The sequence below is a fragment of the Algoriphagus aquatilis genome, assembly GCF_042657405.1.
GTDB classification, from domain to species: Bacteria; Bacteroidota; Bacteroidia; order Cytophagales; family Cyclobacteriaceae; genus Algoriphagus; species Algoriphagus aquatilis.
The window spans coordinates 109,278-134,233 of the sequence record NZ_JBHSKS010000009.1; the positions used below are offsets into that span (position 1 = coordinate 109,278).

Here is a 24,956-nt window from a genome sequence, read left to right on the forward strand (position 1 = left end):
CTTTTTTATGAACATACGATTTTCAGTGCTATCTGGATGTAATCCAACCTGACGGATCCATGATCTGAAGGCCTTTCCAAACTTGGAAATGGACTTCTGCATTGCCTTCTGGATTACTGGCTACTTGGCCTACTACCTCTTTGGCCTTGATTGTTTGACCAACTTTTACATTGACTGATTTAAGCCTACTGTAGAGGGTGAAATATTCTCCATGTTTTACAATTACAGTCAATCCATAGCCCGGTAGTGTTGATATTTTACTCACCGTCCCTTCAAAAACAGCCCTGACATTAGAGTTTGGCTGCGTTCTAATTTCAATTCCGTCACTGTCTAGGACTATGCCTTTCAAAGTAGGGTGAGGGTAGGTGCCGTAGCCTGTAGTCACGAATCCTGTTTCCACTGGCCAAGGAAGTTTTCCTTTATTTCCTGCAAAGGAACTGGAAAGTGCTGCTGCCTCGGGTGTCATTGGCATAGCAGTTCCGGCTTTTTTGGTAGTAGTACTATTTTCCTTTTTGGACTCGGCTTCTGCACGACGGATTTCATCCTCAATGGCAGCTTTGATCATTCTATTCAGTTGATCCTGCTGCTTTTTGGCTGCAGCAATTTGGCGTTGGATATCCCGCTCTTTTCTGGAAAGGGTATTTACCAAGCCCTGCTGCTCTTTTCGCATTTTCTCCAGCTTTTCCTTTTCGGCTTTTTCTTCATCGAGCACCTTCACTTTGGTGAGTTTTCGCTCATCCAAAAGAGCCCTTTGATTGGATAAGTCTGTACTTAATTTCTCTATTTGGGCAGCTTGTTGCTTTCTGCTGTCGCTATACTGCTTGAGGTATTTGAGCCTCATGTAGAGCTGATTGAAATTGGATGAACTGAATACAAAGGCAATAATGGAAAGGCCTCTGTTTAACTTGGAGGAATTGTAAATCATCCGTGAATACTCTGCCTTCAAATCCTTGAGCTGTACCTCAAGTGATGCAATTTTATTCTCAGTATCTGAGATTTCGTTATTGATCAGTTTGACTTCTCGATCTATGGTGTTGACCAATCGGTTTTGCGTCTGAAATTGACGAGTGAGTGCATTGAGTTCCCCGAGTGAGGTTTTCTTGGTTGCGGTAGTCTGCTTTAGAATCGCGTCAAACTCTTTTAATCGGGTTTGAACCTCTATTTTCTCTCTTTCCAGCTCTTCTCTGGACTTTTTAGTCTGAGAAAATGCAGGGAAAAGCGTCAGAAGACCATAAAAAATAAATACAAGGCAAGAAATCCTTCTCATGGTGACTTAAAAGCGGAATGGAAAACTCAAAGGTGCAGAATTGGGATCAATGGAGGTCCAATTAACATGGATTCGTGTGTTTTGTCCACCCTCCGGCAGTTGATAGGCAATCTTAAATAATACCTCAATAGGGAAGGGCTGATTGTTTATGTCCTGAAATTTGGGAAAACTTGCCAACACCGTTCCTCTGTCATCCAAGGAGTTGCTTGAAAACTCAGCCACTTTGCCATGGCTAGTTTCTACCTTGGTGAAATAGCGGACCTTATCTCTTACCTGAGTCAATTCAAATTTTTTCCCTACCCGTACCAATCTGTCTTCGTAAGTCACAGGAAAAGGGACATTTGCCCAAATGACATTTTGAAACAAGTCCAGCGATAAGCGGAGACCAAAAAGATTTTCAAACTCTTTATAGGTCAGGTTGACATCATCTCTGCCAACACGGTCTCGGATTTGGATTTTGTCTTGGGTAAATAAGCCTCGGATCGCTTCCATTCCCATGCCCGGAGACATGGTAAACCAAAGTACGCTGTCTTTTTTGGCTCGTACAGTCAGAGTACCTCGGGTGATTTTTCCTGATTCTTCTTCAATCACGATTTTTGCCTTGGCACTCAAGTAGTCGTACTTGGCAGCGAGTGGAGTAAATTCCTCCATTTTACCGTCTCCTTCAAATAGGATGGTTTTTTTTGCACATCCTGCCAAGATCAACATTCCGGCTAGAATCAAACCTGTAAAAAATCTACTCATAGTATTTTCCTTCTTTGATTTTCTGAGAAAGCTTATCCGAGGCTTCAGAGGATCCTTCTGCTTTTTTCCACCAGGTAATTGCCTCTTGTATTTTTCCTAAATGGTATAAAATATCTCCGTAATGCTCGAGCATCACGCCACTTGGATTGTTGTCATTTTTGATGGCGGCATCCATCTGCTGAGCTGCCTCTTGGTATTTACCCATCTGAAATAGAACCCAACCGTAAGTATCGAGGTAAGTGGAGTTTTTAGGATTTTTCCTGACCACCCGCTCTGCCATGGTTTTCGCTTTTTCAAGTTCTCTTTTATCCAACGATAAAAAATAAGCGTAATTGTTCAATACTTGGTCATCGTTTGGATTCAACTTGAGCGCTCGTTCGAAATTCACAAAAGCAGAGTCTTTCTGTCCCAGATTGTAAAGGCTGTTTCCAAGTGAGCCAAAACTTACCTGAGCTAATTGTTGGTTTTTTCCGGCATTGAGAGCCAAGGCTTTTTCCAGAGAAACCACTGCGAGAGAGTCTTTTTTTCGAGCAGACTTTACCACCCCATCGTAAAACCAGAATTCTGGCGCCTCCGGAAATTCATCCACTCCCATGGTGGTGTAATTTTCCAGTTCTTCAAAATTGGCATTTTCCCCAAAGGAACTCAGTATGACTTCTTCCAACACAGGCGCATTTTTAGGCTGGATGGCAAGCGATTTTTTGAATAGGGTCAGGGCCTCCGGAAGGTTGCTTTCGGATTTTTTGCGCTCGCCCAATGCAGCAAACACAAAGCTGTTGTTGGGATTGGTTTCTGCCAGGATCCCCTCCAACTGATTGAGTAAGGCATCTCGCTCGCTGGTTTTGAATTCTTGGAGGATAGACAAATAGGTCTTTGTTTTCACCTCAGCATCCAGATCCTGGCTCTTGAAAGCTCTGATCAAATAGTCAGTGGCTTTTTGAGTTTGTCCTTTTTCTTTAAGGAGGGTGTAGGCCGCCATCTGAAGTTCGGCCTGGTCAGGATATTTTCCGATCTCTTCTGAGACCAGACTCAACGCCTCATCCAGCTTGGCGTTGTTATAGAGAATTTCTACCAGATTGAGTACGTAATTGGGATTGCCGGGAAAGGCATCGATCAGCTTATTTCCTTCCTCGATTGCCTTGGGGAGGTTGTTTTTCCGAAGATAGATTCGCTGCTTTTGCACCGTGAAAGGCTCCCGGATACCGTAATATTCCTCCGCTCGGTCAAGTACAACCAACGCTTTGTCAAATTCATTGGCACTGAGGTATATGGAAGCAAGATCCAGATTGTACTGCTGATTTTTGTCCGATTCGGTTGTCAATCTGTCCAGAATCGCCGCTGCTTTGAGAGGCTGTTTGAGATTGGAATAAATCTCTGCGACCATGAGCGCATAGTATTTATTGTCAGGATCTCTGTTGACTGCTTTTTCTGCGAAAGGAAGCGCTTTTTCTGCCTGATTATTACGAACGAGTACCTCAGCAAGCTTGTAAGAAATGGCAGGTTCATCCGGAGATAGTTCCTGCGCTTTTTGCAAGTAAAAAAAAGACTTCTCCAGCTCACCCAGTACCAAAGCTTTTTCTCCTTCAATGAAATAGCGGGTAGCTTTGGTCTGGTTTTCCTGCGCTTTAGCTTCTTTCTTGGATAGCTTGGTCTGCGAAAAAACCGAAATCGGATTTCCTACTGAAATGAATAAAAGAATCAGAACGGGGATTAATCTCACTGGATTGGGGAATAGCAACACCGAGTCACAAACATAATGCCTTTTGTTTAAAAAGGCCGAACTAATCCCGAATACGGGAGCCTTAGGTGGAAGTTTAGGCTTTCTTTTTTTTGAGGGAAAATAGCGAGTTCAATTGATCTTTTTCCAGCAAAACCACTAGGCCAAGGAAGATCAATACGGCTGTATTTTTTGCGAAAAAATTCATCTCCTGAGACTGTAGATCTAGGTAAAATCCTCCGTAACTCAAGGCAAAAGCCAAAACCAAGTAGAGGATTGCCTTCCCGGTCTGATAGGGTATGGGGTAAAACTTTTGACCATATCCAAAGCAAATCACTGTCATCACCAAATAGCAGCCTAAGGTACTCAAAGCTCCTCCCATAAATCCCCAAACTGGCACCAATCCTACGATAATTGCCACGCTGACCAAAGCTCCAATGAAAGTGATCCAAAAGCTGTAGCTGGTCTTATCTGTAACCTTAAACCAGATGGAAAGATTGAAATACACCCCAAGAAGCAAGTAGCCCATCAACAAAACTGGCACAATGTAAAATCCGGTGGCATAGGCAGCTCCTTTCAGAAAAAGCGGTCCGATCCAAAAAAGATTGACCGAGATAGCGATCATCAGAAGGGAACAAAATAAGATAAAGGCATGCATCACTTTGGCGTACAGCTGAGGTGAGTTTTTATCGGTAGATTGGCGGAAAAAGAAGGGTTCTGCTGCGTATTTGAATGCCTGAATGACTAGATTCATCAGAATGGCCAATTTGAAATTGGCGCCGAAAATACCTGCGGCTTCACGGGAAGTCACGCCGGGGAAGTAATTGACCGGTAATACATACTCAAAGAGTAATCGGGAAACCAGTTCATTAGTCACCCCGGCGAGTCCCATAAATAGGAGCGGAAGGGAATACTTCCACATGGGTTTAATAATCTCTTTTTCAAGTGTGAATCTGAAAAATCCGGCTCTCCACCAGACAAATGGGATGATCAAACCATTGGCCAAGAGATTGGAAAGCAGGATGTATTCTACTCCCCAATCCTGCTGAAATCCCAAAAATCCCTGCTCTAGATTGCCTGATTCAATCCAGCCCGGAATCCAAATAATCAGAAGTAAATTGAAAAGGACATTGAACAGGATGTTGATCAGTTTGGCGCCAGCAAAAGCAATAGCACGATTTTCCAGGCGCAGTTTTGCAAAAGGAATGGCCAAAATCGCGTCAAATGAAAGAATCAAAGCTGTCCAGCGGAAGAGATAAGCTTGGTCGGGATAATTCATGACTTCAGAAAGCCATGGAGCCAACAGGTACATACCTGACCCAAGGATCAGCGAGGAAGTGATGAGAAGCGATTGGGAACTGTGATATACTTTCGCCGGGTCAAGATTTTTCCTTGTGGAAAATCGGAAAAAGGCAGTTTCCATCCCATAGGTGAAAACAATGTTGAGGAAGCCAATCAGGGCATAGATTCCGGTAAACGCCCCAAGAGCTGCCTTGTCTAGGTAGGCTGTGTAGACAATGATCAGTAAAAAATTGATGGACCGGCCGAGGATGCTGCTCAGTCCGTAGATGGCCGTCTGTCCGGCAAGTTTTTTCAGTTGGCTCATCGAATAGGGAGTGACTTATTCTCCTCTGAAAACCGGCTTTCTTTTTTCCAGAAATGCAGTCGTTCCTTCCTTGTAGTCTCCCGACTTCACACAGCGGGCAAAAGAATTAGCTTCGGTTTGGTAACCGTTTTCTTCGGCAAATGCGGCATTTACACAGTCCACAATCATGCCAATGGCTAGTGGTGCTTTGCTCATGATTTTGGTGAGGATTTCCTCAGCCTTTGCAATTGCTTCCTCTTTGGTAGGAAGGACATAATTGACCAACCCAAGACTTTTGGCTTCATCTGCTCCGATCATGTCTCCGGTCATCATCAGCTCGTTGGCTTTCCCTCGTCCGATCAGGTGCGTGAGCCGTTGGGTACCTCCATATCCGGGAATGATGCCTAGATTAACTTCCGGCTGACCGAATTTCGCATTGGCAGTAGCTATCCGCATGTGGCAGGCCATGGCCAGTTCGCAGCCTCCACCTAGAGTATAACCATTGGTCACAGCGATGACCGGCTTGTGGCAGTTTTCAATCATTGCAAAAATCTCCTGTCCGTTCTCTGCAAATTTTCGCGCGTTTACTTCGTTAAGGGTAGCGATTTCGCTGATGTCAGCACCGGCTACAAAAGCCTTTTCACCTGCACCGGTTAAAATGACCGCCTTCAACGATTTGTCGTCAATTACCTGTTCGAAGATCATTTTCAGTTCTTCCAGGGTACCGAAATTCAAGGCATTCATTTTATCCTCCCGATTGACGGTCAGGTATAGAACTCCGTTTTTTTCTTCTGTGAGGATGTTGACAAATTGAGACATAATCTTGAAGTAAGGGGAAAGCAAATATAAGTCAGTGGGCTACAATGCCAAATTTGTCTTTTTGTGAAAAATCAAAAAGACCTAATTCTGAGCTGTTTCACAAGATTTTTAATCTTTTCCATTAGGCAATTTTAGTATGAAAGTCCAAGCCCTTCAGGCAATTTTGATTACTTTTGCGGCAGCAAAATTCAAACTAAAACAACTACTATATGTCCTCCAAAAGAAAAATTACCGTGGCCTATGGCGATGGAATCGGCCCAGAAATCATGAAAGCAACCCTGGCAATCTTGGAAGCTGCCGGAGCACAATTGGAGTACGATGTAATAGAAATTGGGGAGCAAGTGTACCTCAAAGGAATCAGCTCAGGGATGGAGCCGAAGTCATTTGATTCCTTGAGAGAGACGAAAGTTTTTTTAAAGTCTCCCATCACCACGCCTCAGGGCGGTGGTTTCAAGTCGCTCAATGTAACTACCCGAAAGTCATTTGGTCTCTATGCCAACGTGAGACCTTGCAAAGCTTATTCTCCTTTCATTAAGACCTATTTCCCGAAGACTGACCTAGTCATCATTCGGGAAAATGAGGAGGATCTATACGCTGGCATCGAGCACCGTCAGACCAATGAAGTCTATCAGTGTCTGAAAGTGATTTCTCAGCCAGGTTCCGAGAAAATTATCCGCTATGCTTTTGAATATGCTAAAAAGTACGGCCGTAAAAAGGTAACCTGCATGACCAAGGACAACATCATGAAGTTGGCCGATGGTCTATTCCACAAAACTTTTGATGAAATCGCAAAAGAGTATCCTGAGATCCAAACTGACCACAAGATTATCGATATCGGAACTGCTCTGATTGCAGACCGTCCAGAGATTTTTGATGTGATCGTTACCCTCAACTTGTACGGTGATATCATTTCTGACGTCGCAGCACAGGTAACCGGTTCGGTAGGTCTTGGAGGCTCTGCCAACGTGGGTGAGGAAGTGGCCATGTTTGAGGCAATCCACGGTTCTGCTCCTGACATTGCAGGTATGGACATTGCCAATCCATCGGGTTTGCTCAATGGAGCGATCATGATGCTCGTCCATATTGGGCAGCCGGAAGTCGCTGAAAAAATCTCCAATGCCTGGATGAAGACTTTGGAAGACGGAATTCACACCGGAGACATCTATCAGGAAGGACTTTCTTCCAAAAAAGTAGGTACTCAAGAGTTTGCTCAGGCGGTAATTGAGCGCTTGGGACAATTGCCAACTTCGATGGCTCCTGCTGAGTTTGAAAAAGGGGAAATCAAGCCGATGGACACCAAACTCAGACCCAAGGCAAAAGCCAAAAAGGAATTGACTGGTGTGGATGTATTTATCGATTGGGATCAGGATGGAAGAGATCCAAATGTCATTGGAGAGAAGCTTCGTCAGGCCAATGCCAACGGACTTCAGCTGCACTTGATCACGAACAGAGGGGTGAAAGTTTTCCCTGAAGGAATGAAGGAAACTTTCTGCACCGACCACTGGAGATGCCGATTCAAGACCGACGATGGCAGTGTGGTGACTCACGCCCAAGTGTTGGACTTGCTACAGCAAATCGAAAAGTTGGGCTTCGACTTTATCAAGACAGAGCATCTATACACTTTCGATGGAGTGAGAGGTTACTCTTTGGCGCAGGGGGAATAAGAATATCGGATTTTTGATTTCGGATTTCGGATAAACCTTCGAGGTTACTCAAACATCTAAGGCTTATTTAAAAAAAATATCGAACACTGAATATCGATTGAAGAAATATGAAGAATAGGGGAGAGAAAACTTTCCCCTTTCTTTTTTGGGTAACCCTTGTGGTTTTCAAAACCTCAAGGGTTTGATTTACTTTGTTAGGCTTAACCTAATTTCAACTCAGCAAATGACCCGACGCGTACTTATCATTACTTACTACTGGCCTCCAAGCGGTGGCTCCGGAGTGCAGCGTTGGTTGAAGTTTGCCAAGTATTTGCCCGACGCAGGTTGGGAACCGGTGATATTTACCCCCGAAAATCCGGACTTTGACCTCAGGGATGAAAGTCTGGAGAAAGAGGTGCCCAAGCAGCTGGAGGTAATCAAATTCCCGATTTGGGAGCCGTACCAACTTTTTTCCAGAGTGAAAGGGAAAACCAAAACTCATCCCGGACGTCTTTTGGAGCAAAAAGAAAAGGGGTTCTTGGAGAAAGCAGCAATCTGGGCAAGAGCCAATTTATTGGTCCCAGATCCCAGAGTATTCTGGGTGAAACCTTCCGTGAAATTTTTGACAGATTTGGTGCAGAGTGGGCAGTTTCAAGCCGTTATTACCACGGGCCCACCGCATAGCATGCATTTGATCGGGCGAGAACTGAAGCGTAAGACCGGATTGCCCTGGATCGCTGATTTCCGGGATCCTTGGTCGCAATGGGAGTTTTTGGACACGCTTCCGATGACTTCCTTTATCCGAAAAAAACATCAGCAGTTGGAGCAGACTGTACTGAAAGAAGCCAATGTAGTGTTGACCATTTCTCCGACTTTTCAAGGGGATTTGGAGAAGCTTGCCCGTCGAAAAATTAACCTGCTAACCAATGGTTACGATCCCGGTGATATCCCTCTTGGCTTTTCTCCAAGAGAAAAAGAAGCTGGAAAGCTCCATTTAGTCTACTCAGGAATAATCGATGCTATCCGAAACCCACTTCCTTTGATGGAGGCATTGAAGGCCGAGTTTGAAGGTGGAGTAGAAGAAGTGAAATGGACTTTTGTGGGCAAAGTCAGCGAACAGGTTCAGGCATATGTCAAGCAAGACCCTTGGCTAAGTGAGCGGATTCATTTTGCTGGGTATGTTTCGCATGGTGAGGTTTTTGGATTTTATGCCAAAGCTGATGTGTTGGTCTTGATCCTGACAGATACTAAAAATGCCCAGGGGAATATTCCCGGGAAACTGTTTGAATATCTGGCAACCGAAGTGCCTGTTCTGGCTTTGGGTGATCCCAAAGGAGACTCTGCCAAAATCCTAAAAGATGCCGGTGCCGGGGAGGTGATCGCTCATACAGATGCGTTAACCATAAGAGGGCAGCTGAGGGCCTTGATGGATTCTTCTGCGAAAAAGGTTGATCCAAAAGATCTAGAAAAATACTCCCGTCAATACCTCAGTCACCAACTTGCCAAAATCCTCGATGAACATACCCTTTCTTGATCTAAGCCGAATGGAAGAAAGCCTAAAATCAAGGCTAAAATCACGGTTCTCAGAAGTGTTGGAGGCAGGAATTTTTTCAGGGGGAAAGGAAGTTCAGGCCTTGGAACAATCCGTTTCCGACATCCTGAAATCGAAGCATTCCATCCCATGTGCGAATGGAACCGATGCGTTGGAGTTGGCTTTGCGTGCTTTGGGTATCGGCGTTGGAGATGAGGTAATCGTCCCGGCTATGACCTGGGTCAGCACTGCAGAGGTGGTGGTGTTAGTTGGAGCGAAACCAATTTTTTGGGATACAGATCCGCAAGGTTTACTGAGATCAGATTGGGAAAAGGCAGTGACACCAAAAACAAAAGCGGTGATTCCGGTCCATCTCTATGGAAAAATGGTGGAAATGAAATTGCTGATGGAAAAAGCCAAGCTTCATCATCTTTTTGTGATTGAAGATTCTTCTCAGGCATTTGGTTCTTTTCAACATACCAAGGCTGCGGGAACTTGGGGAGATATCGGTTGCTTGAGTTTTTACCCTACCAAAAATCTCGGAGCACTCGGAGAAGCGGGGATGTGCCTGACTCAAGAAGGTGAATTGGCGAAAAAAATGAGGCTTCTACTCAATCACGGTCAGCCTATCCGAGATCAGCATGAGACAGTTGGTAGAAACAGTCGCATTGATACAGTGCAGGCAGCTTTTCTGAATGTCATGCTGGAGGATTTTGAGAAAAATCAGGCAATACGCAAATCAATCGCTAAGACCTATTTGGAGGCTTTTGGAGGTATTTCTGAGTTGATTTTGCCAGAAGATATAGTAGGAGAGGATCACAATGCCCATTTGTTTGTGATTCAGACTCAGCGGCGAGATGAACTGAAACAGTTTTTGGCTGAAAGGGGAATCGGAACAGCTATTCATTACCCTGCCATCGTACCGGATTTGAAGCCCTATTTGACAAAAGGAGATTTTCAAAGTGCAAGAAATCTAGCCAATCATGGGCTTTCCCTTCCCTTGAATCCGTATTTGAAGGTGGAGGAGTTGGGATTTGTGATTGATTCGGTTTGTAAATTTTTTAGATGAGAATTTCACTTTGGGTGGATTTGTCTAATTTTTTCTATTTTCCTGAATGACATTTACCCAAGAGCCACTCTTTATTGCCGGAACCCTCTGTATTGCTGTTTTTTTTGCCACATGGTTGACCCGATTTTCTTGGGGTAAAACTGTCGGCATGCCCATTTGGGCGATTTTGATTTGCGCCTTGCTTTCGAATTTGGGTGTAATTCCAAGTGCGATGGATGGCAGTCCGGTGTATGATGGAGTTTTTCTATACCTCGCTCCCTTGGGTATTTTCATTACCATGCTGGAGGTAGATTTGAAAAGTATAAAAAAGGCAGGATTTCCGCTTTTGATGATGTTTCTGTTGGGTTCTCTTGCTACCGTAATTGGGGTATTGGTTTCTTGGTATTTGGTGAATCCGGCTGTTCAGATTGGGGAGTTGGCACCTGCCATTGCGGGAATGTTCACTGGGACTTACATCGGCGGCTCGATCAATTTCAATGCGATTGCCCTGCATTATGAAGTCAACCAAAGCGGAAATCTCTATGCTGCTGCCACGGTGGTGGATAATCTGATTGGTACTCCTTGGATCATTGCCATGCTTATCCTGCCAAAGTATCTGCAAAAGTTATTTCCGCGAAAGAAACTTGCTTCTGCACATACTGGAGAAAAGTCACAGGGTATCGAATACGTATCGATTTCATCCTTGGCTTCGCTGTTAGCTCTGGGTTTCTTGGGAATTACGGTGAGCAAAGTCTTGGTGGGCTGGTTTCCTCAGGTGCCTGAAATCATCTTTCTCACCACCTTGGCCTTGATTCTCGCCCAGTTTCCTTCTGTGCAGCAGCTGTATGGCAAGCATACGGTCGGATTCTTTATGATCTTGATCTTTCTTGCGGTGATCGGGACGCTGTGCGATTTTGGGGCCTTGGCACAGACCGGTGAGTTGGCGGGGACGCTGATGCTGTTTGTGGGTTTACTGGTTCTGATTCATGGGTTGGTGATTTTCGGGGTGGGGGCGCTGCTGAAGATGGATTGGGATGTGATAGCAGTAGCCTCGCAGGCAAATGTGGGAGGGAATACCACCGCCATTGCATCAGCCGAAAGTTTGAACCGACCCGATCTGCTTCTACCCGGTATGCTGGTTGGGACCCTTGGGAATGCGCTTGGAACGTATGTTGGGTTTGCGGTGGCAGGACTGCTGTAGAGGCAAGAGAAAGGGAAATTCAATAACCAATAACCAATGACCAATGATCAATGACCAATAATCAATGACCAATAATCAATGACCAATATTCAAATCTCTAGGATTAGATTCTGATCACCCCAAAAAACTTCAAACCCAAAATATCATGGAATCCAGCATTCTTACCGAGCTATTTCTGCCACTGGTATTGGCAGTGATCATGTTCGGGATGGGGCTTAGCCTCACTTTGTCAGACTTTAAGCGGATCTTGATTTACCCCAAGGCTGTTTTGCTTGGGCTTTTAAATCAGATTGTCCTGCTGCCTGTAGTCGCCTTTTTTATCGCCAAAGGCCTCGGGCTTTCTCCCGAGTTAGCGGTGGGCTTGATGATTTTGGCGGCTTGCCCCGGTGGCGCTACATCCAATCTGATCACGCACCTAGCCAAAGGAGATACCGCGCTTTCGATTACCTTGACAGCCTTTTCTTCCATGATTACGGTGTTGACTATACCGTTTGTGGTCAATTTTTCGATCGGCTATTTTATCCCGGGTGGTGAAGAGCAACAGCTTGAAATCTTAGGCACGGTAATCTCTGTGTTGGTCATCACGATTATCCCGGTGGCGATCGGTATGTTGGTCCTTAAGAAAGTCCCTGCCCTCGCCAAAAAGTTGGAAATTCCATTTCGGCAGTTTTCAACGGTCTTTTTTATACTGATCGTAGTTTCGGCTTTTGTCAAGGAAAGAGACAACTTGGTTCAGTTTTTTATCGATGCGGGACCTGCTTCTCTCGCATTAAACCTGGCAACCCTTGGATTGGGATATGGAGTTGCAAAGGTGGCTGGGCTGAATTTCCGGCAAAGCCTCACCATAGCTGTCGAGTCAGGAATCCAAAATGGCACCTTGGGGATTACCATCGCTGCTACGTTGATTGTCAATTCGGTGATGACGATCCCATCGGCGATTTATAGCCTGATCATGTTTGGAACGGCAGCGTTGGTGATTTTTTGGGGGAATAAGGTTGAAAATAATTAATCTTTAATCATTTGGAATATCAGTTAATGAAGAAACTATTCTTGTTAAGTTTTTTCCTATTTGATTGCGGAGTCCTTTTTTCCCAAACCTACTTCAATGAGTTGGGAAGGAGGATTGTCAAGACCGAGTACGAGGACAAAATCCTAAACGGGCCGTATTTTGGTGTACCGGGTGATCAGGAGGGAGATATGAAGCTGGTGCACCGAATGCCTGTCGGTTTGACGGATGCCAGGCTTTTTTATCAAAAGTTGGGTCGGGAGGCTGATTTTGCAGCGGGCAAACCCTTGATTGTAGTCTATTATCCCGGTAAGGATGAGTGCAATTCCACAGGCTTGGCAAATGATCCCAAAAATCTGGCAAATGACCACAAAGCCATTCTCCGCTACGCCGAAAAGCATACTACCTCCGAACCGGTGTATGTGTACCAGCATCCCCATGGACTGGAAAAATACAAAGGCATCATGACTTGGGTTCCTGACCCGGAAGAAGTGTTTAAAGCCAATTTCTTCAAATATCCCTATCCTTGCAGGAGCTTTGTGGTAATCAGTTCCAAAGGGAATTACCGTGCTATTTTGGGTGAATTCCCCACCTCCCAGATAGATGTCGCGCTCAAGAAACTCTAACATGGAAAATCCAAGTCTCGAACCTGTCATCCGAAAAGCTACGCAATCTGACCTTGGGGATTTGCTCCACATGGCTCGAACCGCCTTTTTGCAAGCGTTTACCGCCGGAAATAAACCTGAAAATGTAGCTGCTTACCTTGCGGAAGCTTTTACGTTGAACCAGTTTGATAAGGAACTGGCCAATCCTGCTTCCACCTTTTTTGTGGCTGAGCTCGAGGGGGAAATCATCGCTTACACCAAAGTCAATCGGGTGCCTGCGCAGACGGACTTACACGATCCCAAAAGCTTAGAGATCGCTAGATTGTATGTCTTGGAAGAGTATTTGGGAAGTGGATTAGGGAAAAAGCTACTCGATACAGCCATCGACTTTGCGAAGCAACATCAGAAAGACTACCTCTGGCTGGGAGTATGGGAGCAAAATGCTCGCGCTATCCGATTTTATGAAAAAAATGGCCTCCGGATCTTCGGAAGCCATCCTTTTCCATTTGGAGATGAGATCCAAAATGATTTTTTGATGCGTCTGGATTTCTAGGATTAATTGGGCTATTGATAGCTAAAACCCAGTCTATCCAGTCCATTTTGAATTTCAGGAATTTGCATGAATAACTTCCAGCCTAGGTCGCTTCGGTAGTTTTCGATCATGGAAACCATCGGGCCTTGGTCGATCGCCAAATACCGCTGTGGGAAGAAATTATGTTCCGGACTCATCGCGTCGTAAAACCCATACGGACCAAAGACTTTCTCTCCATAATTTTCATAGAGGTTTCGGATCACTTTTAGGGATTCTTCGGGCGTGTAGACAATCGAAGATACTGCAGCCGTGGGAGAGATGACTCCGGTGTCATTTCCAGCACGATGGGCGTCATAGAAATTGATCGAATACGATGCCGTCAGTCCCCATAGATTTTCCCCATATCCTTTGAATTTTTTTTGATTTTCGATGCACCAAGCCCGATTGATCAAAGTTTGGTTCACATTCTCCTGCCAATAGTCCGCATATTGATCTTTCAGTCCTTTGGGATTGAGGCTCAGGTAAGAATAATGAGCCCAAAAAAGCGGTCCTCCCAGTTGCTCGGCACCATTGTGTCGAAGCTGGAGTGGGAAGCCATATCCTCCTGAATTTGTCGCTCGGATACCACCTGATCTTGCCCAGCCTTGGTGATAGGCTTGGCTGGAAATAGCATGGGTTGGAGAAGCCGCTGCAAGTACATAGGCGATCAGGCATTCGTTGTATCCTTCGAGCGGAAAATTCATCTCCCAACCAAACCTTGGGGACCAATGCCAATACAGCACCTCTTTGCCTTGGGTATGGAAGGTCCAGTCCATTTCCTTCCAGAGTTTGTCAATTCTTGCAGCAATGGATTTTTCGCTCTCATTTCCGCTTTTGAAATATTCTCTAACTACGAGTAATCCCTGCATTAGGAAAGCTGATTCTACCAAATCTGCCCCGTCGTCTTTTGGAGAAAAGGGTTTGACACGGCCTGTTCTCCCATCCAGCCAATGTGGCCAGATGCCATTCCAGCGATCGGCTTTTTCCAAGAAGGTGAGCATTGTGTCAAATCGTCCTACAGCCTCTTGCCGACTGATCCAGCCGCGTTCGATGGCTCCCAGAATTCCGATCAAGCCCATTCCTGTGCCTCCGGTGGTGATGATGTGTGCATCATTGTCCGGATAGACTCCATCGATGTGGATTCGCTCAGGGGCCATACCCGAGTTGGGTTCGGCACCTTTCCAGAAATATTGGAACGTGTAGTATTGGACCGTATCAAGCAGCTGCTCATCCGTTAGGATCACCTTGGGGCGAGGAGTTTTTTCTGCTTGAACACAGGAACCAAAGAGCAAGAGAATCAGGATTGGGAGATTTTTCATAGCGAAACAAACATGCCTTGAATCTCCAAAAAAAGGATTGCATACCAAGGTTTGATGGGTAATTTTGAAATAAAAAATGCGAAGGATTTTACTCTTACTTTGGTTTTTTCAGGCTTCGATTGCCTTTTCTCAAGAAAAGAAGCCCGTTGTCATTTTGATTTCCTTGGATGGCTTTCGGTACGATTACGTGGAGCGCTTTCAGCCTGAGAATCTCAGCCGATTTATTGCTGAGGGCACTGCTGCCAAGGGCTTAATACCTTCATTTCCATCCAAAACTTTCCCCAATCACTACACCATCGCTACTGGAATGCTCCCGGAGCACCATGGGTTGGTGGACAATGCCTTCTACGAACCCTTCAAAAATCAAGTCTACACGATGGGAAATCGCGAGGTGGTACAAGATGGCTATTGGTATGGCGGCACACCGATTTGGGTGTGGGCAGAGCAAAATGGAATCAAATCAGCCAGTTACTTTTTCGTGGGTTCGGAAGCACCCGTGCAGGGAGTGCGGCCAACCTATTACTATGATTACGACGGGAGTGTTCCCAATCTAACGCGTATTGCCAAAGTCTTTGATTGGCTTCAATTGCCGGCGGAAGATAGTCCTCAAATGATCACTCTATATTTTTCTGATATGGACGATACCGGTCATCGATTTGGTCCCTCCAACGATGCGGAATTGAAAAAGACCCTGACTCGTCTCGATCGCGAACTTGGAGCCTTGTTTGAAGGGCTAAAAAGCTTTGAGGAGGAAATTCATCTCATTTTGGTTTCTGATCATGGGATGGCCGATGTGAAAAAAGAACAACTGATCAATCTGGATCAGTTGACGCAAGGGATTGAAGCAAGGGTGGTCAACAATGGGGCTTTGGCACATCTTCATCTGAAAAATCCATCTGAAAAAGAGAAAGTCATCAAGCAGCTGAAGGAGCGAAGCGAGGATATTACCATCGACGATCTGCAAACCAATGAAAACTATACAGACATCAGTAAATTCCCTCAAAGGGTGGGAGATTTGGTTATTCTTCCCAGATTAGGCTATTACCTGGCCGATGAGCGGGGCATGGTCAGGTATCAAAACAACTCGGCAAGGTTCAAAACCAATGTGTTTGGAGAGCATGGGTTCAGTCCAAGAAACCAAGAGATGTGGGGAATTTTTTATGCCAAAGGGCCTCAGATTAAATCGGGATTTCAGATCGAGCCTTTTCAGAATATCCATATTTACCCGTTGCTGTGTCAGCTTTTGGGTCTTCCTATTCCTGATGGAATTGACGGTAACAAAGAGGTTTTAGCCCCGGTTTTAAAATGAAACGAATCCCGATCCAATCCCGAAAAGAGGTTGATCTCTTGGTTAGAAGCTTTTACAAACAGGTAAGAGTCCATGAATTGTTGGGACCTGTTTTCAATGAAGTAGTTCAGGATTGGGAGGTTCATTTGGTTCATTTGTCTGATTTTTGGGAAATGATTTTACTTCAGACTGGACCGGGGGCAGGTAAGTTTAATCCCACCCGGGTCCATCGCGAGGTGGATGAAAAAGTAGATTATTCGATTGATCAGGTGCACTTTGGCAGTTGGTTGGAATTATGGTTTGCTACTTTAGATCAGTATTTTGTGGGTGAAGTAGCTGACTATGCCAAAGAACACGCCCGACGCATGGCGCACATGCTTTTTATGAGGATTTGGGAAGCAAGGCCAAAAGTCTGACGTACCGATTTATTTTGGGAAGCTACTATTTCCTCGATTTTAAGATTAAATTATCAACGAGAGTGAGCCGGATTTGAAGCCTGTTTTGGGTAAGATGGCTCTCAACTCCTTTTCTGAGTAGCGTTTTTTATAAAAATTGAAATTTTAAACAGCAAGCCTTATGAGAAAGTCAATTTTACTTTCAGTCCTATTTCTATTCGCTTTCTGGTCCGAAGGGGTATCTCAGGAAATCGAAAAACTTTTTGACTCTGAAGTTCCGATTTCCATGAAGATGAGTTTTTCGATCAAGGAAATCAAATCCAAAACCAATGACTCCACTTACATGGATTCGGAGATTTCTGTGCAAACTTCCTCCGGGAGTTGGGAGACCTTTCCCTTTGAAATCCGGACCAGAGGGAATTTCAGGCTGGCCAACTGCTATTATCCACCCATGCGGATCAAGTTGAAAAAGGGTGAAGCAAAGGGGACCATTTTTCAAGGGAATAGAAGTTTAAAGCTGGTTTTACCATGCAGTAAAACAAAATTTGCAGATAGTTTTTTGGGTAAAGAATACCTTGCTTACCAACTTTTTGAACAGGTTACCCCTTACACATTTGACACGCGATTAGTCAAAGTAGAATTTACCAATCTGGATGATAAAAAAGGGGGGGCTGTCGTTCTGTTAGGGATTCTCATTGAAGATGATGACGAGGTAGCCAAGCGATTTGACGGTGAAATATTGACCAAAAAAATACCTCCAAGTATTATGGAAGATAGCGCTACGGTCAGGCATGACTTGTTTCAAATGATGATTGGTAATACAGATTGGTCGGGATTATATCAGCATAATCAAAAAGTAATGTTGGTAGGTGAAAAAACAATCATCCCTTTGGCCTATGATTTTGATATGACCGGGTTGGTAAATCCACCTTATGGTCAAGTTAATTCAGCAGTTGGGATTGAAAAGATAACTGATCGGATGTTTCGTGGATTTTGCAGAGATCCAGCTCTTGTACAGACGATTAGAAAAGAATTTTTGGCCAAGGAGTCAAAGATTTTTCAAACGATAGAGCTGAACAAACAATACTTCTCTGAGGCTGATGCCAAATGGGTAAATAACTTCATCAAAGAGTTTTATGACATCTTAAAAAACGACAAACTCTTTCAGCAAAAGGTCTTGGAGTCCTGTCGAAAGGCTGATGGTACTTATTCCTTCTAAGTTGTTTTTTGCAGATTTTACTAAGAACGACTGTTTCATTTTGGTTTTAGTAAAATCTGCAAATACTCAAGGGTGAGGACTTCCAAATACTCAGAAAACCCAAAACAAAAACGGGGCTCCAAATTTCAAAATTGGAGCCCCATTCTTTTTGTAGTCTATATTCATGTCAACATTACGGTTGCACAAAATTTTAATGATAAGGGTGATTTTTTAGACACGTTCTTTTTTCAATTCAATCCCAAAGTATAAGGAATTAAAGCCTTAACTATGAGTTTTTGAGGACTGATTTTTTTTATCTTTTCTTTCTCCCTTGTACATCAAGCATAGCCTCTCAAATAACTGGAGGTTTTGCCTTTGGGTAATTTTTTGGATATTCCCATAAAAAGTCGACCTCATGAAAAAATCCCTGGCCCTGGTATTTCTTTTCCTTTTTTCCTTCGGTTTGGTCCAAGGACAAGTTTTATTGTTTGATGGAAAAAGTCTATCAGGGTGGTACATGGATGTTCCAGACTTGCAAAAAGACAGCAGCTTGAGGAGGCCATTTATCGTAAGAGATGGGTTATTGGTGAGTTTGGGTACACCGGGAGGACACCTGATTTCGGAAAAAAGCTATGAAAACTATATTCTGGAATTTGAATATCGCTTTGCAGGGAAGCCCGGAAACTGTGGGGTATTGGTTCATGCATCCACCCCAAGGGCATTGTATGATATGTTTCCCAAATCAATCGAAGTGCAGATGATGCACAGCAATGCTGGGGATTTTTGGTGTATTCAAGAAGATATTCAGGTCAATGATATGGAGAAAAGACGTGGGCCAAAGGAAAATTGGGGAGTTTCTGAAGGGAAAGAACGAAGAATTCTCAATCTCACAGATGACTCAGAAAAACCATTAGGCGAATGGAATCGGATGAAAATCAAATGTGAGGGAAACCAGGTGACGGTTTGGGTGAATGGTATTTTGGTTAATGACGGCTACGGCGCAACCGCCCAACGAGGACAAATTGCCCTTCAGGCAGAGGGTGCCGAGGTGGAATTTAAAAAGTTGATTTTGACTTCGATTAGACCTTGATTTAAGCAGTCGGTGCAGGGTTTCGCTGCGGTTCGCCTTTGGTTCCGGGGATAAACCGGGGAACTCTAGATTGATAGTCCTTATATTCTGGATATTTGGAGGCGCTGATTTCTTCGCTGAAGTTTGAGCTACCCTGAAAGAGAATAAGCAAGAGCATGGCCCCAACTATCGACCAATTGAGCCACTGTCCGGACACCACGACTGAGAAAAAGTAAAAACAAACCCAAATCCCTTGCTCACCAAGGTAGTTCGGGTGTCGGGATATAGCCCACAGCCCTTTATCCAAAAAGCCTTTGGCAAAATCTCCATGCAGGAGTTTTCCTTCTCGGATGAGTCTCCATTTTTCACTTTGAAACTTCCAATGTTGCTCATCAGCGATAGTTTCTATTAACAAGAAGAACAACACCCCTGCGGAGACTACCAAATCCCAAACTCCCAATGGAATCCCGTCAAACTGCATTGTCACCAGCATAGGAAGGGTGAAAAGAAGGATCAATACATTTTGATAACCAGAGATAAAAAACAGGTTGAACAAAGTCCACTTCCATCGGGGCTGAAACTCCGGTTTTTTCCTCAAAATCTCCCAGCGGTAGTCTTCCTCACCTTCCCAGAATTTCAATCGATAAGCACCTTTTCGGGCAAAGTTGTAGGTGAGTCTCGATCCCCAAGCTGTTACCAAAATAGCCATTAGGATCATCCTTGGACTGAAATCCCCATAGTAGGCCATCACCCAAGCGTAGATGATAGGAAGGATGCTCCAATACTTGTCCACCTGACTGTTGTTGTTTGTTAGCTCCCCAACCAAGAAGCAATAAGCTATGGAAAAGCCGCAGATTTTCATGAGGACACCAAGGGTTTCCCATTCTTTTTCTCCCAACGGAATACCGAAAAAATAGGTAAAAACAGGGACAACAAGCAGGGTAAAAATCAGGATAAGAGCGGTCTGGATGATTTTCATGGTGGTGGATTTTTCTTGAAAATTAATCCAATCTAAAAAGTTTCCAAATTTGACTGTTGTTCTTTTTGACTTCAAAAGTCTAGGTGGATCTTAGAATCCGCTTGTCCAGTTCGAGCCTGTAAATTCTATATTCCAAGGTATGGAATTTTTCCGATAGAGGATTGATGACAAAATTAAGCGAACTTGGGTCTACCACCGAGGGAACTGCAAAGCAGGTAATTCCTGACTTTAACAAGTTGGCACCAAACTCCATCGAGCTTCGAACTGCCGGAATCTGATTCCAATCCAGCGGTAAATCTTCTTTTTCGGGAATGAAAATCAAGGGCTCGGGAATGCTGAATTCCATTACTGAGTAGCGTATATAACGCTCAGATGAAAGCAACTCCGAGTCAATGGTGAGCCGTTCTAAAAGTGATGCAGAAATGCTTGATCCCGCGTAAATAGCAGGAAACCCCGGGAGATTCCACCTGCCTCCATAGATCTTGGCGCCTTCACCGCTCAGATCGCAGTACTGCGTTAGTGCAAGTCTGTAGACTTTCATCCGGCTCAAATAGCGATCCCGTGCTGTAGTCGCATGATCTCTGCCTTGAGCAAGTCAATACCCGTCGATACATCAATCAAATCGAGCGGAATACGATTACCGAGGGTAAAAAGCGGCCGCTCCATCCATCGTCTGAATCCTTCCCTTCCAAAATAATTGATCCCCATGGCATAAAGATCAGCTAATTGGTATAGCTTCTCAGATTGCCCGGTGTCAAACACTTCCTTGCGCTGAAGTGTCTTGGCAGAGACTCCCAAAGCATCAGCCAAGGTCTCATAGTCAAGGCCGGATAGCGCCTTGAGGCTTTCGAAGGCGTTTTTGTCAAGACCATTGCGGAAGGTTTCTACTCGGGCTAGTGGCTCATAGAGTCCCTCTGCATCTAGATGAAGGATATCCTCTACCGTCATCGTGGCTTTTTCATAAACTGCAGCAGCGGCTTCACTGACTTTGAAGATCTTCTTTGCCATGGTTTTATCGGTAATTTGTCCTCTAAGATAACGTAATTTGTCTGAAATTGATTCTTCCTTCAAAAGTTTTTTGTCTCAAAATCAAGTGGATCGGCGTTTGAAAGTTTCGTTAATAGATATTTTATTTTTACAGTCCTGACTAGTTAAGGAGTTTGTATGGTGATGCACAGGCAGTAAGATAAAGTCATTTCCAATAGTTAAGATTTGGTTTTATTCTGTGCTGTGCCTTAATCAACCAATAACTCATTAACTATTTTTCAATAACTCCCCCTAGCGTCTTCCTGCCTTTGCGGCTAAAAACCTAATCCGCAGCATTCCAATACGCCATCCGCTCCAGCTTGTCCACTTCGATCGAGTAGAAGCCAAATTCCTCCGTCACTTTCCCCTCGATCCGGTAGATTGCCCGACCTTTGAAGGGGTATTTTTTGACCACAGGAGGAAAGTGCACCGTGTCAATCCAGTCTCCGTCCCGATCCAGAAAAGTACCGAAGTTCATCACTTCGCCCCTGACCGTGCGGGTGTATTTGACTGTGACCAGGTAGCCGAGGATCATCACCGTTTTTCCCAGATGGCTTTGCAGATCCTTGGCTTTAATACCTTGGACACTTTGGTCTTTGACTAGGTGAAAAGGCGAGTCAAGCGGAAACTCCAAAATATCGATCTGATCGAGGATGTCCTGTCGAATGTCGGTTTCGTCCAGTTCGGGGACTTGTGGAGGCTTTTTGCCAAAGATGATCTCTGTCGTGGCTGAGCGAAAAAGCTCATTCGTGCTTGCCACGGCCTTTCGCTTGTTTTGGAGAAAATGCGCCTCCCATAGCAGTTCCTGCTTGGTTTTGCCGGTAAACCGAAAGCAGGTCATCCGGATCAGAATCAGGAGCTGCTCCAGTCCGATCTCCACCCTGGCTACAAAGTCTGCTAACCCCAGAAATGGCCCATTCATTCGCCGCTCGGAGAGGAGCTTTTCCACGGTGGCTTTTTCCAAATATTTCATGTGGATAAAGCCTAAGAAAACAGTTTTTTCAATGATTCGAGTGAGATATTCACTTTCGTTCAGATGCGGAGCCTGGATGTCGGCTCCGTTCATCCGGAGCTCGTGTACATAGAATTCGGTGTGGTAAAATCCCCCGAAGTTGTTGATCACGCCGACCATAAACTCCAGCGGGAAGTAGGCCTTGAGGTACAGACTCTGATAGCTCTCCACCGCAAAGGAGGCCGAGTGTCCTTTGGCGAAGGAATACCCCGCAAAGCTCTCAATCTGATGCCAGACTTCGGCAGCGACTTTTTCCTCCCGGCCCAGCTTCTTGCAGTTTTCGAAAAACTGCTCCTTCACCCGCTGGAATTCATCCTTGGAGCGGGATTTTCCGCTCATTCCTCTGCGCAGTACGTCCGCTTCGCCCAAACTCAGTCCGGCAAAGTAGTGCGCTACCTTAATCACATCCTCCTGATAAACCATGATGCCGTAGGTCTCAGGCATGATGTCAGCCATCACGGGATGGGCGGTTTTGCGTCGCTCATGGTCGATGTGACGGAGAATATATTCCCGCATCATCCCAGATCTTGCCACCCCTGGACGGATGATAGAGCTGGCGGCGACGAGCTCGAGGTAAGTATCGGCTTTCATCTTGGCCAGCAGCATGCGCATGGCGGGCGACTCCACGTAGAAGGCTCCGATGGTGTGGCCGGTGCGAAGGTGTTCCTTGATTTTGGGATCTTTTTTGAACTTTTCCACCTCCCGGATATCGACTTGGATACCTTGGTTTTGGTAGATGATCTCCAGACTGGACTTGATGTGTCCGAGCCCCCGCTGACTCAGGATGTCAAACTTGTGCAGTCCGATATCTTCCGCTGTGTACATGTCGATATGCGCGAGCGGAAACCCCTTCGGAGGCATATCCGTCGCCGTGTAGTAGTGGATCGGTTTATGTGAAATCAGGATCCCGCAGGCGTGAATCGTCAGATGCGAAGGCATGTCGTGCAGCACCTTCGAGTATTTGATAATCAACTTGCCAAACTGATCGGGTTCATAGTCTTCCTTATCGGCATGATGAATCAGCGACTCGATGTCGGTCTTAGGCAGGCCAAAGACCTTACCCAATTCTCGCAGCATCGAGTTGTACTGAAAAGTACTGTAAGATCCCAGCAGGGCCACATGCTCTTCTTGCTTTCCGTTGTATTTGCGGAAGATGTAGTCCGTCACTTCATCCCGATCCGTCCAGCTGAAGTCGATGTCAAAGTCGGGGGGATTTTCCCGATAGAGGTTGATGAAGCGCTCGAAGTACAAGTCCAGCTCGATCGGGTCTACGTCCGTGATGCCCAGGCAATAGGCCACGATGCTGTTGGCACCGGAGCCTCGACCCACGTGATAGAAGTTTCGGTGCTGTGCAAAAGTCACGATGTCGTAATTGATCAGAAAGTAGGACACAAAGCCCTTTTGTCGGATGAGTTCGAGTTCCTTGTCGATCCGTTTGTTGATTTCCGGAGAAAAATTCGGGTAGCGATTGAGGGCACCCTTGAAGGTTTCCTGTCGGAGAAAATCGAAGTCCTCCCAGTCCGAGCCGAGAATATCCCTACGGTTTTTGACCGCTTGGAAGTAAAAGGAAAACTGGCATTGCTCGAGGAGTTTTTGGGCATTGACGAGGAGGTAGCTATGGCTTTCGCAGCGAGCAATCAGGTCGGCATAGGAGTAGAGTTGGTCGGAGGAGTCTGCCTGTTCCGATATCGGAAGCTTGCTTAGCAAGGTGTTTAGATCCATGCTGCGCAGGAGTCGGTGCGCGTTGAATTCGAGCTTGGATGAAAAGGTGGCTGGTTGCAGGAGAACAAGTTTTTCCTTTCGTCGATACCAAGGGGAGGTCAATACTTTGTTGAGTTGGCTGGGATGTACGCCGACGAATTCATTTTCCCGTAGGGGAAAGGCCTTCTCCGAAAAGGGATAGATCACAAAGCTGTTTTCAAAAGCCGGAGCTTTGGACTTAAACTCCCGTTTGCGGGTCAGGTGCTCGGAGAGGTGTTTGTTCAGTTCGAAAAAACCCTCTTGATTCCGCGCCAGGCCGATGTATTGCTGCTGCACGCCGTTGCGGAAGTCGATGCCGATCACGGGGTGTATGCCTGCTTTTTGCGCGGCACGGATAAAAGGAAATAAGCCGGCCGTGCAGTTGATGTCCGTTAGAGCGAGGGAATCGAGTCGTTTGCCTTTCGCCTCAGCGATCAGCGCTTCCACAGACATCGTCCCGTATTTGAAGCTGAAGTGAGAATGGCAGTTGATGAACATGTCCGATTTATAATTGGGTAAAACTTTTGAGGTTTTTGACACCTCGAAGGTTTCGAGATCACTCCGGGAGATACGCTTCGCGAAATGCGCTCCCTGTGGTCGCGAGATAGTTGCGGTCATCGATGTCCTGCGTCTCCAGACCCTGGACTGACTGGATTGATGTGAATGCTGCTTCTAGAGAATCAGCATAGCAGTAAAGACCTTCAAGGTTTTGGAAACCTCAAAGGTCATCAAACATTAAAATGTCAATAATTTCAACATTTTAATGTTTATAAATTAAACAATAGGATTGAAATCAAGTCAAGAGATTGACTGATTTTTGGAGGAAGATGTCGGGAAGAAGATTTAGGATTTAAAAAATGTAAAGTCTAGAAATCAAATGAGGAATCTTCAAATCTTTCAATTTTGAAATAAAAATAGCCTTTAAGCCTTCGCCAGCGTAAGCTGAAACTCTAACGGACTGCAAGGCTGGAACTCATCGGCGGCCAAATCTTCAAAAATCTCCTCGTCGGCCTGAATCTCCGTCTTTTCGATCTTGCCATCCGGATGGACAATCAGTTCGATCCCTGTAAAATCCATAGGGTTTACCATGACCAAAACCTGATAATCGTCAAAAATCCGCTTGAAGTATTGTGAAATTGCTTTTGCCATGGTGCTTCCTTTAAAATTTTTTCAAAAATAATGCGAAAAAACCG

Annotated in this window: 22 protein-coding genes; 11 read left to right on the forward strand and 11 right to left on the reverse strand. The window is 45.1% G+C overall.

The genetic code is table 11. From position 1 onward, the window contains the following. Window positions 1–28: 28 nt before the first annotated feature. The 5 genes from ACFPIK_RS12340 to ACFPIK_RS12360 all read right to left on the reverse strand — a co-directional run bounded on the left by ACFPIK_RS12340 (window position 29) and on the right by ACFPIK_RS12360 (window position 6,132). Window positions 29–1,267 (reverse strand): murein hydrolase activator EnvC family protein, encoded by a 1,239-nt coding sequence (locus ACFPIK_RS12340; protein ID WP_377915683.1) that lies wholly within the window; start codon window positions 1,265–1,267, stop codon window positions 29–31. Between the two features lie 6 nt (window positions 1,268–1,273). Next, entirely contained in the window at window positions 1,274–2,011 is a 738-nt protein-coding gene (lolB1, locus tag ACFPIK_RS12345) for a lipoprotein insertase outer membrane protein LolB1 (protein WP_377915685.1), read from the reverse strand. After that, window positions 2,004–3,731 (reverse strand): tetratricopeptide repeat protein, encoded by a 1,728-nt coding sequence (locus ACFPIK_RS12350; RefSeq protein ID WP_377915687.1) that lies wholly within the window; start codon window positions 3,729–3,731, stop codon window positions 2,004–2,006. The genes lolB1 and ACFPIK_RS12350 overlap by 8 nt, the downstream gene beginning before the upstream one ends. Window positions 3,732–3,825: 94 nt before the next feature. Next, window positions 3,826–5,334: a lipopolysaccharide biosynthesis protein gene (locus ACFPIK_RS12355; protein ID WP_377915689.1), complete on the reverse strand. Its 1,509-nt coding sequence runs from the start codon at window positions 5,332–5,334 to the stop codon at window positions 3,826–3,828. A gap of 15 nt (window positions 5,335–5,349) precedes the next feature. Further along, window positions 5,350–6,132: an enoyl-CoA hydratase/isomerase family protein gene (locus ACFPIK_RS12360; RefSeq protein WP_377915691.1), complete on the reverse strand. Its 783-nt coding sequence runs from the start codon at window positions 6,130–6,132 to the stop codon at window positions 5,350–5,352. A gap of 209 nt (window positions 6,133–6,341) precedes the next feature. Here ACFPIK_RS12360 and ACFPIK_RS12365 point away from each other — a divergent pair, with 209 nt between their 5' ends. The 7 genes from ACFPIK_RS12365 (at window position 6,342) to ACFPIK_RS12395 (ending at window position 13,719) form a co-directional block, all read left to right on the forward strand. Continuing rightward, entirely contained in the window at window positions 6,342–7,796 is a 1,455-nt protein-coding gene (locus ACFPIK_RS12365) for an NADP-dependent isocitrate dehydrogenase (RefSeq protein WP_377915693.1), read from the forward strand. Window positions 7,797–8,019: 223 nt separating this feature from the next. After that, window positions 8,020–9,309: a glycosyltransferase family 4 protein gene (locus ACFPIK_RS12370; protein ID WP_377915695.1), complete on the forward strand. Its 1,290-nt coding sequence runs from the start codon at window positions 8,020–8,022 to the stop codon at window positions 9,307–9,309. After that, window positions 9,290–10,375 (forward strand): DegT/DnrJ/EryC1/StrS family aminotransferase, encoded by a 1,086-nt coding sequence (locus tag ACFPIK_RS12375; protein WP_377915697.1) that lies wholly within the window; start codon window positions 9,290–9,292, stop codon window positions 10,373–10,375. Before ACFPIK_RS12370 ends, ACFPIK_RS12375 begins: the two co-directional genes overlap by 20 nt. A gap of 46 nt (window positions 10,376–10,421) precedes the next feature. Next, window positions 10,422–11,555: a DUF819 family protein gene (locus ACFPIK_RS12380; RefSeq protein WP_377915699.1), complete on the forward strand. Its 1,134-nt coding sequence runs from the start codon at window positions 10,422–10,424 to the stop codon at window positions 11,553–11,555. Window positions 11,556–11,700: 145 nt separating this feature from the next. Further along, complete coding sequence (locus tag ACFPIK_RS12385) at window positions 11,701–12,564, forward strand: bile acid:sodium symporter family protein (protein ID WP_377915701.1); 864 nt, start codon at window positions 11,701–11,703, stop codon at window positions 12,562–12,564. 26 nt (window positions 12,565–12,590) lie between these two features. Beyond that, window positions 12,591–13,187 carry a hypothetical protein gene (locus tag ACFPIK_RS12390; protein ID WP_377915703.1) on the forward strand — a complete coding sequence of 199 codons (597 nt, stop codon included), beginning with the start codon at window positions 12,591–12,593 and terminating at the stop codon, window positions 13,185–13,187. A 1-nt stretch (window position 13,188) separates the two neighbouring features. Then, on the forward strand, window positions 13,189–13,719 hold the full coding sequence (locus ACFPIK_RS12395) for a GNAT family N-acetyltransferase (protein WP_377915705.1): 531 nt from the start codon (window positions 13,189–13,191) through the stop codon (window positions 13,717–13,719). Between the two features lie 11 nt (window positions 13,720–13,730). Here the strand turns inward: ACFPIK_RS12395 and ACFPIK_RS12400 are convergent, their stop codons facing one another. After that, entirely contained in the window at window positions 13,731–15,056 is a 1,326-nt protein-coding gene (locus tag ACFPIK_RS12400) for a glucoamylase family protein (protein WP_377915707.1), read from the reverse strand. Window positions 15,057–15,132: 76 nt separating this feature from the next. On the opposite strand from ACFPIK_RS12400, the gene ACFPIK_RS12405 reads away from it, so the two are divergent. The 4 genes from ACFPIK_RS12405 (at window position 15,133) to ACFPIK_RS12420 (ending at window position 19,027) form a co-directional block, all read left to right on the forward strand. Continuing rightward, window positions 15,133–16,365 (forward strand): alkaline phosphatase family protein, encoded by a 1,233-nt coding sequence (locus tag ACFPIK_RS12405; RefSeq protein ID WP_377915709.1) that lies wholly within the window; start codon window positions 15,133–15,135, stop codon window positions 16,363–16,365. Next, window positions 16,362–16,760, forward strand: a complete 399-nt coding sequence (locus ACFPIK_RS12410; protein WP_377915711.1) for a group III truncated hemoglobin — start codon at window positions 16,362–16,364, stop codon at window positions 16,758–16,760. Before ACFPIK_RS12405 ends, ACFPIK_RS12410 begins: the two co-directional genes overlap by 4 nt. A 160-nt stretch (window positions 16,761–16,920) precedes the next feature. After that, window positions 16,921–17,958, forward strand: coding sequence for a hypothetical protein (locus tag ACFPIK_RS12415; protein ID WP_377915713.1), 1,038 nt, complete (start codon window positions 16,921–16,923; stop codon window positions 17,956–17,958). Window positions 17,959–18,352: 394 nt separating this feature from the next. After that, entirely contained in the window at window positions 18,353–19,027 is a 675-nt protein-coding gene (locus tag ACFPIK_RS12420) for a 3-keto-disaccharide hydrolase (RefSeq protein ID WP_377915715.1), read from the forward strand. Window position 19,028: 1 nt separating this feature from the next. Here the strand turns inward: ACFPIK_RS12420 and ACFPIK_RS12425 are convergent, their stop codons facing one another. The 5 genes from ACFPIK_RS12425 to ACFPIK_RS12445 form a co-directional block, all read right to left on the reverse strand. After that, entirely contained in the window at window positions 19,029–19,985 is a 957-nt protein-coding gene (locus ACFPIK_RS12425; protein ID WP_377915717.1) for a DUF1295 domain-containing protein, read from the reverse strand. 79 nt (window positions 19,986–20,064) lie between these two features. Further along, window positions 20,065–20,526, reverse strand: a complete 462-nt coding sequence (locus tag ACFPIK_RS12430; protein ID WP_377915719.1) for an RES family NAD+ phosphorylase — start codon at window positions 20,524–20,526, stop codon at window positions 20,065–20,067. A 5-nt stretch (window positions 20,527–20,531) separates the two neighbouring features. Continuing rightward, window positions 20,532–20,993, reverse strand: coding sequence for an antitoxin Xre-like helix-turn-helix domain-containing protein (locus tag ACFPIK_RS12435; RefSeq protein WP_377915721.1), 462 nt, complete (start codon window positions 20,991–20,993; stop codon window positions 20,532–20,534). 301 nt (window positions 20,994–21,294) lie between these two features. Beyond that, window positions 21,295–24,261, reverse strand: a complete 2,967-nt coding sequence (locus ACFPIK_RS12440) for a DNA polymerase III subunit alpha (RefSeq protein WP_377915723.1) — start codon at window positions 24,259–24,261, stop codon at window positions 21,295–21,297. A gap of 423 nt (window positions 24,262–24,684) precedes the next feature. Continuing rightward, on the reverse strand, window positions 24,685–24,912 hold the full coding sequence (locus tag ACFPIK_RS12445) for a hypothetical protein (RefSeq protein WP_377915725.1): 228 nt from the start codon (window positions 24,910–24,912) through the stop codon (window positions 24,685–24,687). Window positions 24,913–24,956: the final 44 nt, after the last annotated feature.

What these genes read in the sequence shown, in the direction of transcription:
- ACFPIK_RS12410 (WP_377915711.1), top strand. Translation starts at nt 16,362, where the DNA reads ATGAAACGAATCCCGATCCAATCCCGAAAAGAGGTTGATCTCTTGGTT.
- ACFPIK_RS12435 (WP_377915721.1), bottom strand. Translation starts at nt 20,993, where the DNA reads ATGGCAAAGAAGATCTTCAAAGTCAGTGAAGCCGCTGCTGCAGTTTAT.
- ACFPIK_RS12395 (WP_377915705.1), top strand. Translation starts at nt 13,189, where the DNA reads ATGGAAAATCCAAGTCTCGAACCTGTCATCCGAAAAGCTACGCAATCT.
- ACFPIK_RS12380 (WP_377915699.1), top strand. Translation starts at nt 10,422, where the DNA reads ATGACATTTACCCAAGAGCCACTCTTTATTGCCGGAACCCTCTGTATT.
- ACFPIK_RS12415 (WP_377915713.1), top strand. Translation starts at nt 16,921, where the DNA reads ATGAGAAAGTCAATTTTACTTTCAGTCCTATTTCTATTCGCTTTCTGG.
- ACFPIK_RS12445 (WP_377915725.1), bottom strand. Translation starts at nt 24,912, where the DNA reads ATGGCAAAAGCAATTTCACAATACTTCAAGCGGATTTTTGACGATTAT.
- ACFPIK_RS12365 (WP_377915693.1), top strand. Translation starts at nt 6,342, where the DNA reads ATGTCCTCCAAAAGAAAAATTACCGTGGCCTATGGCGATGGAATCGGC.
- ACFPIK_RS12385 (WP_377915701.1), top strand. Translation starts at nt 11,701, where the DNA reads ATGGAATCCAGCATTCTTACCGAGCTATTTCTGCCACTGGTATTGGCA.
- ACFPIK_RS12370 (WP_377915695.1), top strand. Translation starts at nt 8,020, where the DNA reads ATGACCCGACGCGTACTTATCATTACTTACTACTGGCCTCCAAGCGGT.
- ACFPIK_RS12375 (WP_377915697.1), top strand. Translation starts at nt 9,290, where the DNA reads ATGAACATACCCTTTCTTGATCTAAGCCGAATGGAAGAAAGCCTAAAA.
- ACFPIK_RS12440 (WP_377915723.1), bottom strand. Translation starts at nt 24,261, where the DNA reads ATGTTCATCAACTGCCATTCTCACTTCAGCTTCAAATACGGGACGATG.
- ACFPIK_RS12420 (WP_377915715.1), top strand. Translation starts at nt 18,353, where the DNA reads ATGAAAAAATCCCTGGCCCTGGTATTTCTTTTCCTTTTTTCCTTCGGT.
- ACFPIK_RS12355 (WP_377915689.1), bottom strand. Translation starts at nt 5,334, where the DNA reads ATGAGCCAACTGAAAAAACTTGCCGGACAGACGGCCATCTACGGACTG.
- lolB1 (WP_377915685.1), bottom strand. Translation starts at nt 2,011, where the DNA reads ATGAGTAGATTTTTTACAGGTTTGATTCTAGCCGGAATGTTGATCTTG.
- ACFPIK_RS12390 (WP_377915703.1), top strand. Translation starts at nt 12,591, where the DNA reads ATGAAGAAACTATTCTTGTTAAGTTTTTTCCTATTTGATTGCGGAGTC.
- ACFPIK_RS12360 (WP_377915691.1), bottom strand. Translation starts at nt 6,132, where the DNA reads ATGTCTCAATTTGTCAACATCCTCACAGAAGAAAAAAACGGAGTTCTA.
- ACFPIK_RS12405 (WP_377915709.1), top strand. Translation starts at nt 15,133, where the DNA reads ATGCGAAGGATTTTACTCTTACTTTGGTTTTTTCAGGCTTCGATTGCC.
- ACFPIK_RS12425 (WP_377915717.1), bottom strand. Translation starts at nt 19,985, where the DNA reads ATGAAAATCATCCAGACCGCTCTTATCCTGATTTTTACCCTGCTTGTT.
- ACFPIK_RS12400 (WP_377915707.1), bottom strand. Translation starts at nt 15,056, where the DNA reads ATGAAAAATCTCCCAATCCTGATTCTCTTGCTCTTTGGTTCCTGTGTT.
- ACFPIK_RS12430 (WP_377915719.1), bottom strand. Translation starts at nt 20,526, where the DNA reads ATGAAAGTCTACAGACTTGCACTAACGCAGTACTGCGATCTGAGCGGT.
- ACFPIK_RS12340 (WP_377915683.1), bottom strand. Translation starts at nt 1,267, where the DNA reads ATGAGAAGGATTTCTTGCCTTGTATTTATTTTTTATGGTCTTCTGACG.